Annotated in this window: 6 protein-coding genes; all 6 read right to left on the bottom strand. The window is 54.6% G+C overall.

Annotated features, from left to right (window positions below):
• Positions 1-27 precede the first annotated feature (27 nt).
• On the bottom strand, positions 28-1134 hold the full coding sequence (locus BMW31_RS00680) for an alpha/beta hydrolase-fold protein (RefSeq protein ID WP_091819820.1): 1107 nt from the start codon (positions 1132-1134) through the stop codon (positions 28-30).
• Positions 1135-1159: 25 nt separating this feature from the next.
• Positions 1160-3493, bottom strand: a complete 2334-nt coding sequence (locus BMW31_RS00675) for a beta-glucosidase (protein WP_091819817.1) — start codon at positions 3491-3493, stop codon at positions 1160-1162.
• Positions 3494-3516: 23 nt separating this feature from the next.
• Positions 3517-4713, bottom strand: a complete 1197-nt coding sequence (locus tag BMW31_RS00670; protein ID WP_091819813.1) for an esterase — start codon at positions 4711-4713, stop codon at positions 3517-3519.
• A gap of 738 nt (positions 4714-5451) precedes the next feature.
• Positions 5452-7017 carry a RagB/SusD family nutrient uptake outer membrane protein gene (locus tag BMW31_RS00660; RefSeq protein WP_091819807.1) on the bottom strand — a complete coding sequence of 522 codons (1566 nt, stop codon included), beginning with the start codon at positions 7015-7017 and terminating at the stop codon, positions 5452-5454.
• 31 nt (positions 7018-7048) lie between these two features.
• Positions 7049-10117, bottom strand: coding sequence for a SusC/RagA family TonB-linked outer membrane protein (locus BMW31_RS00655; protein ID WP_091819804.1), 3069 nt, complete (start codon positions 10115-10117; stop codon positions 7049-7051).
• Between the two features lie 61 nt (positions 10118-10178).
• Positions 10179-11834 carry a carboxylesterase/lipase family protein gene (locus BMW31_RS00650; protein WP_091819801.1) on the bottom strand — a complete coding sequence of 552 codons (1656 nt, stop codon included), beginning with the start codon at positions 11832-11834 and terminating at the stop codon, positions 10179-10181.
• Between the last annotated feature and the right edge of the window lie 226 nt (positions 11835-12060).

Below are 12060 nucleotides of genomic sequence, written 5' to 3'. Positions count from 1 at the left end.
TTATTTGTAATCCTGCCGGCAGTCAATCTACTTGAAGATGCGCTGTGCCAGTGCATGCAGGTTGTTGCGCCAAGTGTGCCAGGTGTGGCCTCCGGGCGCTTCGGAGTATTCGTATTTGATGCCTGCTTGGTCGAAGAGCTTGAGCATTTCCTTACCGTTGTGGTAGGCGATGTCCTCCGGTCCGCCCTGTGTGAACACCAGTTGGCGCACGTTCTTGTTGAAACCGGAGGCTATCTTGTTAAGTTGCTGCTGGTAATTTGCATAAGCCGGCTTGTTGTTTGCAAACCACCCAGAGCTCAAAACCCAGAAGTAAGCGAACTTGTCGTAATCCTTCAGCATGGTTTCAAGTGTCTCCATGCCGCCCATAGAGAGGCCTGCCATGGCGCGATGGTCCTTGTCCGCCACGACGCGATAGTTGCTTTCAATAAAAGGGATGATGCTCTGAACGAGATCTTTCTCGAACAGCGGCACTTCTTCTTCGAGCGTATTGGCCTTTATGCTGCCGTTAGGCATGACCACAATCATGGGCTTCATCTTGCCTTCTGCCAGCAGATTGTCGAGTATGAAGCCTGCTGCGCCCACCCCGGGCCACGAGTTGTCGGTGTCGCCACCGCCATGTATGAGGTAGAGAACGGGCAAGCTGTCGGCCGACTTCTCATAACCGGCCGGCGTCCAGACATGCAGCCGGCGCGTCGTGTTGAGGTTCTGGGAGTGATAATAACGCTGGGCAACGGCGCCGTGTGGCACGTTCTTCATGGCGTAAAACGCGTTGTCGCTGCCTATGCAGGCCAAGGCAGAAGTCTCACCGGCCGTTGGAGCAACGGGGTCATATACGTTCACGCCGTCTACTACGAAGTGATAGCGGTACACACCGTCCTTTACGCCGGGCACGGTAACCGACCATACGCCGTTGTCGGATCGCTTCACATCCGGTTTCTTGCCCCAAGGCATGATGTCGCCGGCTATACCTACCTGCCTGGCTTGTGGCGCATAGATGCTCAGCACCACGTTTCCGTTACCGTCCTGGCGTACGGATTGGAGCGTGTCATTAGGTGTAGGAGTGCGGTTGAACTGAGCTGACAGCGGAAGAACAACCATTGCCAGCATGCTCGAAATAATCAGTTTCTTTTTCATCTTACATTCTTTTAAGTTGTCATTCTCAACGATGCAGCAGGTTGAGTCTGGCTGTTGGTTTCATTACATTGTTCACTTTGGTCTTCGAGCCCTTAACCTGAGCCTGCAAGGTCTTCTCTACCTGCGTGGCCGAAGAGGAGATTTGGAAGTCGTAAGTGCCTGCATCAACCACCCAGGCCGATGCTTTCTCGTTGAACGAAGCCAAGTCGGCAGCGTTCACAGTCAGCGTTACGGTTTCCCGTTGGCCAGGTTGCAGCAGGCCGGTCTTGGCAAAATCCTTCAGCTCCTTTACGGGTTTGTCGAGTTGCTTGCTCTTAGGCGCAGCCACGAACAGCTCTACCACGTTCCTGCCGGCTTGCTTGCCGGTGTTCACAACGTCAACCGTAACGGTGTATTTGCCGCCCGCATGGGCTATGGCAGCATTCTCGTAAGCGAACGTGGTATAGCTTAAACCGTGGCCGAACGGGAAACTCACGGCCTTGTCAAAGCTGTTGAAGTAGCGATAGCCCACAAAGATATCCTCGTCGTAGTTTGTGTAATCAATATTTGCTTTGGGCTCGCGCTTGGCTTCTTTGTTGTTACCGCCCCACATATACATGGTAGCCAGGTCCTTGGTATCCTTCACATCGGAGGGGAAGTTGCTGTCCGATGCAGCGTCGCCGTACTTGTTCTGGAACGTAACAGGCAGCTTTCCGGACGGGTTCACCTTGCCCGAGAGCACGTCGGCAATGCTGTTTCCAACCTGCTCTCCGCTCTGCCAGGTGCACACGATGCCGTCAACAAGGCCTTTCCATGATGCCGTTTCCACCGGACTGCACACATTGAGCAGCACGACAACTTTTTTGCCGGCCTTATGATAAGCATCACTTACCTGTTTAATCATGGTGAGTTCCTTCTCATAGAGGTTGAACTCATCTACCGTACGGTCGGCAGCTTCGCCGCTCTTGCGGCCTAACGTGATGACGGCAACTTCGCTCGCGGCAGCTACAGAGTCCACATGTTGGCCCGTCATGCCCATTTCCTCGGCACGATTGAGCGGCCGGAGGGAGAATGGAGGCAGCCCATTGGGGTAGAGCCGCTTTTGTTCGGCGGCGATGTGCCGCTTGTATTCATTGAGCAAAGGCTTGTAAACGGTAAAGCCGGCGTTACGTAAACCCTCCACGAGCGACACCGTGTAGTGTCCCACCATGGTGCCTCCGAAGCCCGTTCCGCCCGGAATGATGTCGTAGCTGGTGCAGCCGAACAGCGCCACCGTGGCCTTTTGCTGCAGCGGCAGGGCGCCGTTGTTGGTGAGCAATACCATGCCCTCGGCGCCAATCTCGCGCACATCGGCTGCGTGCTGCTTCAGATCAGGCTCGTTGGAGTAGTTGTAATTGGCGAAGCTGTGGCTCCTGACGATGAACTGCAGGATGCGCCTGACGTTGCGGTCGAGCACGTTCATGGGCAGCTTACCGCTCTTGACGTCGGCCAGAATGGTGTTGTACTGCCGTTCCTGGCCCGGTTGCAGCATGTCGTTGCCGGCCAGCATGGAGGCCGTGGCATTCTTGCCGGCATTCCAGTCGGAAACAACGATGCCGTTGAAGCCCCACTCCTTGCGCAGGATAGTCTCCGTAAGGTCTACGTCCTCGCACGTAGCCTTGCCGTTGATGCTGTTGTAGGCCGTCATGACCGACCACGGGTTGCCTATCCTCACGGCCAGTTCAAAGCCGCGCAGGTACAGCTCGCGCAGTGCCCGTTGGCTCATCCGGCTGTCGTTGGCGTTGCGGTTGGTCTCCTGGCTGTTGGCCGCAAAGTGCTTGATGCAGGCCGCCGTGCCCTCGCTCTGGATGCCCTGTACGTAGTTGCCGGCTATGGTTCCGGAGAGCAAGGGGTCTTCGGAATAGTATTCATGGTTACGACCGCAGAGCACGTTGCGCATCAGGTTCATGCTCGGGGCCAGTATCCAGTCGAGCCCGTACTCCTTGGTTTCGTTGCCGATGCCGCGGCCTATGCGGAAGGCTGCTTGCTTATCCCACGTTGAAGCCAGTGTGATGCTGGTCATGTAGTCCGTACAGAAGTAGTCTCGACTGTCGAATTCGCGGTGCGCACTCATGCGTAGGCCCTGGTTGCTGTCGGCACAATAGGTGGCCGGAATGCCCAGGCGCGGGATGGCGTAGGTACTGCCGGCGGTGCCGGGAAACTTCACTTCGCGGCCGAAACCCATGCCTTGGCCCAGCACCAGGTGGCACTTCTCCTCCAGGGTCATCTCCTTTATCACCTGGTCTATGTTGTCGGCACGCAGCTGGGGCTGTGCCGTGGCGAGGCTGCCGTGCCCCAGGCACAGTGCCGCTGCCATGATAATGATAGTTGAACGCTTCATAATAGTAGTCTTGTTTAGCAGGTTTATTTGAACAATAGGGGAACAAACTCGGTGAGATAGATACGCCAGTTGCGCCAGATGTGGCCGCCGTCGGTCTCCATGTAGGTGTACTTATAGTTCTTGGAGTCCAGATAACTGCGCAGGTCCTTGTTGTTCTTGTACAGAAAATCGGATGCCCCGATGCCTATCCAGAACAGCTTCGGGCCCTTGGCGAACAGCCGGTCTATCTTCCGGTTGCGGTTTTCGTAAATGGTCTGTATACCCCCCTTCTGGCTTTGGTCTATGGCCGCAGAGAACAATCCGATATAACCGAACGTGTCGGGGTTGTTGAGCGAGATGAAGAACGAGTGGAAGCCGCCCATCGAGAGGCCTGCAATGGCGCGGTGCGCCTTGTCCTTCTGCACGCGGTAGGTGCTCTCCACGAACTTGATGACATCGGGGAAAGCCTGCTCGAAGTAGCCGTCCATGGTCTTGGGCAGCGCCATCGTGGGCACCGTGAAGCCCTCCGACGTTTCGCCCGGGCATGCTTCCTGCGATATGTTGCCGTTTGTCATGACCACAATCATGGGTTGCGCCTTGCCTTGGGCAATGAGATTGTCCAGTATCTGGGTAGCGCGGCCCAGCTCGCTCCATGCCTGTTCGTCGCCGCCGATGCCGTGGAGCAGGTATAGAACGGGATATTTCTGCTTGCCGTTCTCGTAACCGGCGGGCGTGTAGACGGTGCAGCGGCGCGTGAGTCCGGCCGTTGGGCTGTGGTACCACACCTTGGAGACTGTGCCGTGGGGCACCTTGTTCACCTTGTAGAGGTCGGCCCGGCCGCCGTCAATCATAAAGATGCTGGTGGTGCTGGCTATGTCGCGTATGGAGTAAACATTCGAGGGGTCGGTTACCCTCACGCCGTCTATGAGCATGTTGTACGTGTACAACTCCGGTTTCAGGCTTTCCTTGGTCGTGAAAGTCCACATGCCCTTGTCGTCCTTGGTCAGATCGGCCACCCCCGGAGCGTCGAATTCGCCGTATGAAGATTTCATTTTCCGGGTCGGAAGAAAGTCACCTGTAAGCTGAACCTTCTGCGCCTGGGGTGCCATGAGGCGGAAAGTAACTGTCTTGTCGGCGTTAATGTCGGGTGATTTGGGTACCTGCTGGTTGAAAAGGTTCTGCTGCGCGAAGCCGAGAACAGCCACCAACGGCAGGCAAAGAGTCAATAGTTGTCGTTTCATTATTGATAGTTAAAATTATGATAAGGCAAAGTTAAGTTTTATTTCCGTAACCACCTTGTCTTCGTTTTCATTTCTGTTTAAATATTGTTCAACAGCGGTTTATTTCGTGTTCAAATGTTTTTGAATGCGTTCAAACGCCTTCCTGCGTGCCGTGCGGCCAGTTTTTCGGGCGGAAAGCGATGCTGGCAGCGTTTCCGTTGACCTGTGGCGGACGGCAGGCTGATGCGGGAGCCGCCTCCGTGGGGCATCTGATGGCGATGCGGGGGCGGCGGATTGAGCCGCCTGTTCTCATCCTCCGAATACGCAATGCCGGCGGGTCGGTTTTCCGCCTTCTGCCTGCCGGTTTTGCCGGAGCTATGGGTCAAGCCTCTTGAAGGATGCTTTCAAGCCTCTTGAATGCCGCATCCAAGCCTCTTGAAAGGCATGTTCAAGAAAACGGCTGCACAGGGCAAAGGATTTCAACTCACAACTGTCTGATAGCCAGAAGGATGCAGCGATATGCCGAAAACCGTTCTTCCGCAGTCTTGAGACCGCCACTTCGGGAGGCCGAAAGTTGCTGCCTGGCAGGAAGCGAACCGCCTGCAAAAACGGTGCTTGGAGCTGCCGCTGTTCCTGCTGCACGTTATGACCGCCGCCAAGGGCGAGCCTGCTGATTGGCCAAACGGGCTGCAGCCAATGTTGAAATGACTACAGCCCGTTGGCGAAACTGCCGTCAGCAATGCTCTGAGGCCAGTATTATCAGTACTTAGGATTTTGTTTCATGTTGTCGTTGAGCTTGATTTCCTGGTCGGGAATAGGCAACATCTCGTTCTTGCCGGCCACGAAGCCGCCCTCAACATTGTCGTACTCGTGCACAATCTGCCCTTGTCCGGCGGCTCCACCCTTGAAGCCGGGCATCTGTTTGCCCTTGTCGGCCAGCTTCTGGGCGGCATCGCCCCAGCGCACGAGGTCCATCCAGCGGGTGCCTTCGCCCCACAGTTCAAGCCGTTTCTCGGTCTTCACGTCGTCCATGGTAATGGAGGTGAGAGCCGGGAGCTGTGCACGTGAGCGTACCATGTTGATGTATTTCAGGGCTTCGGCCGTGTTGTTGCTCTGCAGGTTGGCCTCTGCAGCCAGCAGCAGAACCTCGGCATAGCGCATCCATACAAAGTTGCTGGAGGTGAAGAAAGCCATACCCGTGAACACCTCCGACTGCAGCAGGCGCTGCTTCCAGTTCCAGTAGCCCTCGTGACCGTGCAGAACCTTACCGTTGGCAATGTAGATGCCCTCGGCGTTAATCTGTTTTTCGGTCTTGATAGTCTGGTTCAGACGGTAGCCGTTTGCACCCTCCTCGGCCACGAAAGCATCGTAGAGGTTCTTCGTGGGGTTGTAGAATCCGTAGCCGGCATTGTTCTGGTCGGAGCCTGCAGGCACCTTCCAGTCGTAGTAGTCGGAACGGAAACCGTGGTAGAGTGCGTAGAGGTTGAAGTAGAGATTATCGAGATCGCGCACGATGTTGGACTCCAGAAGGCGCTCGGCATCGTAGTCGTTCACCTCATGAAGCAAGTTCTCGTAAGCGCCGGTGTTAAGGGCGTACTTGCCGGAGTTGATGACCTCGTTGAGCGGAGCTATTGCCTCCTGGTACTTGCCTGCAAAGACGAGCGTCTTGCCCAAATAAGCCTGGGCGGCCTGCTTGGTGATACGGACCAGGTGCTGCGTAGGGGTTGACTTCTCGGAGAGGTTGCCCGAATTGACAGCTTGCTGGAAATCGGAAGCTGCCTGGGCGTAAATCTGCTCGCGGGTGCTGTTTTCCTTGGCGTATTCGCCGGGTTTCAGCTTCGCGTCAACAACGGGTGCGGTGCCGAAATAGGCGCCTAAGTAGAAGTGGGCAAAGCCGCGGAAGAAGTAGGCCTCGGCTATGTCGCGCTTCTTGACGGGTGTATCATCGGCTCCGGTAAACTTCTCGATGACGAGATTGGCATGGTAAATCAACGTGTAAAGGCTCTCGTACATGGTCTGGATGTTACCGTTGGTGCTGCCGAAGGTGTAACTGCCCAGGTTTTCCCGTTCGGCATTGTCGTTGCGGTTGCCGCCTCCGCACCACACGTCGTCGGAGAGCAGGTCGTCGGTACCTTTCACGATGTCGTACATTCCGGTAAGGTCGGTGTAGCAGTTGGTGATGGCGGCCTCGGCGTCTCCATCGGTTTTATAGAAATCATCCTCACTACCGAGGTTGCCAAGTTTCTGTATGTCGAGCTCGTCACTGCATGCGGAGAACCCCATGAGCACAGTCAGAGCCATGACGAACATATATATCTTTTTCATAATCTTTAGTTGTTAGAACTGGTTAGTGATATTAGAAAGTCAGGTTTATACCAAAGGATACCTTCTTGGAAACAGGGTAGAGGGCGGTGTCGAGTCCCTGTCCGGAACCTGTGCCGATGGAACTTGACTCCGGATCGAAGCCGTTGTACTTGGTAAAGGTGAAGAAGTCTTCGAGTGAAACGTAGCAACGCAGGTTGTCGACGAAGAACTTCCGGGTAATAGACTTTGGCACGGTGTAGCCCAGCTGTATCTGCTTAATCTTGAAGTAGGAGCCGTCGTGCACCATTGCACTCGACAGCGAGTACTTGGAAATGTCCGCATGGGCCGAAGGATGGGAGGCGTTGGGGGTGCTGGAAGTCCAACGGTCCTTGTACCAAACTTCGTACAGGCGGTTGCCGGTATAGCGGTCGCTGGAGAAGAGAGACTGGAAAATCTCGTTGCCGGAGACACCGGAACCGAAGATGATGAAGTCGAATCCCTTCCATGCTGCATCAATGGTGATACCGTAAGTGAGTGAAGGAATGGCGGAACCGATGTTGGTGCGGTCGTCTTCCGTTATCACGCCGTCGTCCGTAAGGTCGGCAAACTGGGGCTGGCCGGTGTTGGGATCAACGCCCGTGAACTTGTAGCCATAGAAGTGCCACACCTCAGCCCCTTCTTCGAAGATGGTGAGCGGGTCGTTCAGTCGGAGGTAGCCCTTAATGTAGTCGATACCCTTGCTCAGGTAGGTAACCTTGTTCTTCAAGGTAGAGAAGTTGGCCCGAACGCCATACCTGAACTTACCGATATTGTCGCGCCAGCCGAGTTCCACCTCCAGACCTTTGTTGCTGACCGATCCGGCGTTCATGGGAGAGAACGTACCGCCGGCTATCAGGGATGACTTGAGGCCGGTAACGAGCAGGTCGTCGGTAGTCTTTGAGAACCAGTCGGCGGTAAGGGTAAGGCGGCTTCCGAAGAAGCGGGCATCCAGACCGAAGTCGAGCTGCTTGGAAGTTTCCCAGGTCAGCTTGTCGTTACCCATGGAGGTAGGTGCACTGGCGGTAACGTACTGGTAGTTCTGGTCGTCGCCGAAGGCGTATTTACCGCCCGATGCCATCGTTGTAGCATAGAGGTAGCCGCTCAGGGCGTTGATGGAGCCGTTCTTACCCCAGCTGCCGCGAAGTTTCAGATAGTCCCACCACTTGGGCATCTTCTTCCAGAATGCTTCCTGCGAAGGCACCCATGCCACCGATGCAGCGGGGAAGTAGCCCCAGCGGTTGGTAAGAGGAAGTTTGGAAAGGTCGAACGCATCGGCGCGCAGAGAGAACTGGAAGAGGTACTTGTTGTCGTAACCGTAGGTAACGCGGCCGAAGTACGACTCGCTGGAAGCCTTGGAACCAACGCCGTTGTTGGTCTTCTTCACGGAGCTGTTGGCAAAGTCGAGCCAGCCGAATAGCTGCGGATCCTCGCGCTGCAGCACGTTGGCGTCATTGGCCTGCAAGCCGCCGCCTGTGCTCGAAGAGGTGCTGCGGGTAAAGGAGTGGCCAATCATGGCGGTGATGTTGTGCTTCTGGGCAATGGTCGTCATATAGTTCAGGTAGTTGTCCCACTGGTAGTTGGAACTTTCGCTGTTGCTCTGGCTGAATGAAGAATAGCGGCTGTTGCGCTGTGCACTGGCATAATAAGGCATGGTGTAGCTGCGCGAACCGTTGTTGTTAATGTTGTAACCGAACTTTGAAGTGAATGTAAGTCCCTTGAAGGGAGTGAACTCCAAGGCGAAGTTTCCGTTCACGTTGGTGCGCTTGTTGCGCTGGAAGTTGTTGGAACTGAGTGCAAGCGGGTTGGTAAAGCTGTAGAAGTTGGAAACGGAGTAGTAGTTTCCGTTGTCGTCGCGCAGGATGTTCCAGCCTGCATCCAGCAACGACTTCATATTTGACGGCAAGTTGTCAGGAGAATAGGTTACGGGGGTGAGCGGGTCCATGAGGAACGCGTCGAGCAGTGCCTCGCCGTTAAAGCCGTGGCTGTGCATCTTGCTCAGGTTGGCGTTTCCGGATATCTTGAGCCAAGGTTTAATCTTATAGTCGAGTTTCAAGGCTCCGTTCAGACGATTGAAAACGTCAAAATCGCCTTTCAGCATGCCGTTATTGGTTAGGTAACCTGCCGAGACATAGACCGAGCCTCGGTCGTTTCCGCTGGAGAAAGAGAGGTTGTGCTTCTGCAGGGCAGAGGACTCGTACACCTCGTCGAACCACTTGGTATCGGTCTTTCCGTCCCAGAAATTGTCGATGGTCTCCTGTGAGAAGAGGCCTGCATCAACCATGAATTCGGCGTACTGCTTGGCATTCATCATCTGTGGTTTGTGCCCCAGCGAGTTGCTGGCAAACTGGAAGTCGTAGGTAATGCTTCCCCACTTGTCGGCCTTGGCCTGTCCGTGCTTGGTTGTAATGAGCACTACGCCGTTACCGGCCTGTGCTCCGTAGATGGCAGCAGAGGCTGCATCCTTCAGCACTTCCATGGACTGGATGTCGTTCACGTCAAGACTGTTGATGTTGCTCATGATGATACCGTCGACAACATAAAGCGGAGACATGTCATTGTTGGACGAGTAACCGCGTACGCGGATGGCCGGCACCGAGCCCGGCTGTCCCGATGTGGTGATTACCTGCACACCAGAAGTCTTTCCCTGCAGTGCTTCTTCGGCGCTGGTTATCGTACGGTTGGCCACATCCTCTTCCTTAACGGCAGAGATGGAGCCTGTTACGTCGCTCTTCTTCTGTACGCCGTAGCCGATAACAACCACGTCGTCAAGTGTTTTGGAGTCTTCTACCAACTTGATGTCCAGCCTGTTGGTGTTGGCTGTCCGTACCTGGGTGGTAAAGCCGATGTAAGAAAATTCGAGGGTTGCACCCCTGCGGGTGTTGAGCGAATAGTTTCCGTCAAGGTCGGTGATGGCGCCGTTGTTGGTCCCTTTCTCAATGACACTGACACCAATCATTGGTTCGTTGTTGGCATCAACAACCTTACCGGTGACCTTGAAAGTACCCTGTGCCTGCATGCTGGCTGTGCTCGCCAGCAATAAAAGCATCAAGGTTAGTAGCTTGCGCAGTTTAGAGTGTTTCATAAATTAAAAGATTAGAGTTGTTTAAATGTTAGATGTTGATATATTTAGGAATTGAGATTGTTTACAAAGGTCGTTGCGGTCGTTGCCCTGCTATCTTGAGGAGCTTGGCATCATGGTTATAGCGTATCTTGCAGGTGTTGTCGAATATCATCGTTGCTCCCTTTGTTACGGTGTACGGTTCCCAGTCGGGAAGCTTCTCGGCAGCCGGTTTTCCGGTCTTGGCAAAGTTCACCCAAGCCTGGCTCATTTTCCCGGCAAGCGCCCGGGCGGCGTCTCCGTTGCCCGTCATGCCGGCCTGCAGGGCCGTGTTGTTGAATACAAAAGGTATCTCCATGCAATGAACGGCGCGCCAGATGCCATTCATGGCTGGCGACTGCCACGTGAAGAGATACAGGTACACGGGTGCTCCGTGCTGTGCGTTCCGCAGTCGTGCCTGTTCAACAGCCATGGAGCGGAACCGCAGGTCGGTATCAACCAAATCGTTGGGCGCCTTGTATTCGGGATAGACAGCACGGAAGGCAGCCACGTACTCGTCTGCAAGCGAGCCGTAAAGCTGCTGCACCTGCTTCATGGCAGCTTCTTCCGAAAGGTTGCGCAGTGCCGGAACATAGGCGCTGGCACAGAACTCATTCAGAGTTGTTCCTATAATAAGAGGTACATGCTTGTTAAGAGCTTGAGAACCGGAAGCCGATGGATGCTGGGGCAGAACATCGCCGTCTACGACCGGAGCCCACCCGAAGATAAAGCCGTTCCAGCCTTCTTTCAGTGCGCGTTCCCGTTCTTCGGCGATTGCCTCCTGGCCAGCAGCGAGCAGTTTGTCATAAGGTATGTCGGCAATCTTGTCTATCGAAGAGGCATCAAGACCAAGTCTCTTTACGACATTGGTGCCGATACGGCGTGAGTATTGTTGCTCCATGCACTTTAATTGAGAACCACTTTGGATAATGGCTTTGTGGAACAGCCCCTTGGCTTGGGGCGTGGAGAGCAGCGTGGACACCTTACCGCCACCGCCGGACTGCCCGAAGATGATTACATTATCGGGGTTGCCGCCAAACTCCCGGACGTTTTCTTTAATCCATTTGAGTGCTTCCACGATGTCGAGCAGGCCGGCATTGCCCGATTTGCTGTACTTCTCGCCAAAGGCAGAAAGGTCGAGAAAGCCCAGTACATTGAGCCGGTGATTGATGGAGATAACCACCACGTCACCTCTCTTGGCCAGATTCGTGCCATCGTACGACGGCAACTCCTGGCCCGAACCGGCTGCAAAGCCACCTCCATGAAGCCATACCATGACAGGGAGTTTCTTGTTCTTGCCCGGTTCCTTGGTCCAGATGTTGAGGCGAAGGCAGTCTTCCGTCTGGAAGCCATCGTCCCAGTTGAAGGCAAAAGCAGCCTCGTCGTTCTGCCAGCCGGTGCGTACTTCCTGCGGACAAGTAGGCCCGTATGCGCGGCAACTGCGGATACCCGTCCAAGCATCGGGTGCCGTGGGAGGCATGAAACGTGCCGCCTTGGCATAGGGCACACCTTTAAATACAGTGACGCCTGCCGTTTGGTATCCGGCAATTTTGCCCTGCTTTACAGACGCAATAATGCTTGTTGAGTCGGCAATAACTTCGTTCGTATTTTCTGTAGATGCCTCTCCCGCCTTTGGGAGATTGCCACAAGCGCACATGCTGCCGGCAGTGGCGGCAATGGCAAAGAGTAGTTTGACGTTCATCGGCAGTAAGGTTATAAATTGTTTGCTGCAAAGTTAGGATGTTTACACTTAACAGACTTTCACGCAAATACGTTAATGTTTAGTTTTCGTTCAAACCTATTTTAGTGCGTGTGCATTTTTTTTATATTCCGTACAAAATGTTAACGGAAAGCATTTTGCATCCAGAAAATATTCCTATCTTTGTCACTGAAGACAAGAGAAAACCGGAGCATGGAGACGAGAAACT

It is taken from the genome of Prevotella sp. kh1p2, assembly GCF_900111525.1.
Taxonomy (GTDB): Bacteria; Bacteroidota; Bacteroidia; order Bacteroidales; family Bacteroidaceae; genus Prevotella.
This window is presented reverse-complemented; position numbering and strand designations above follow the sequence as displayed.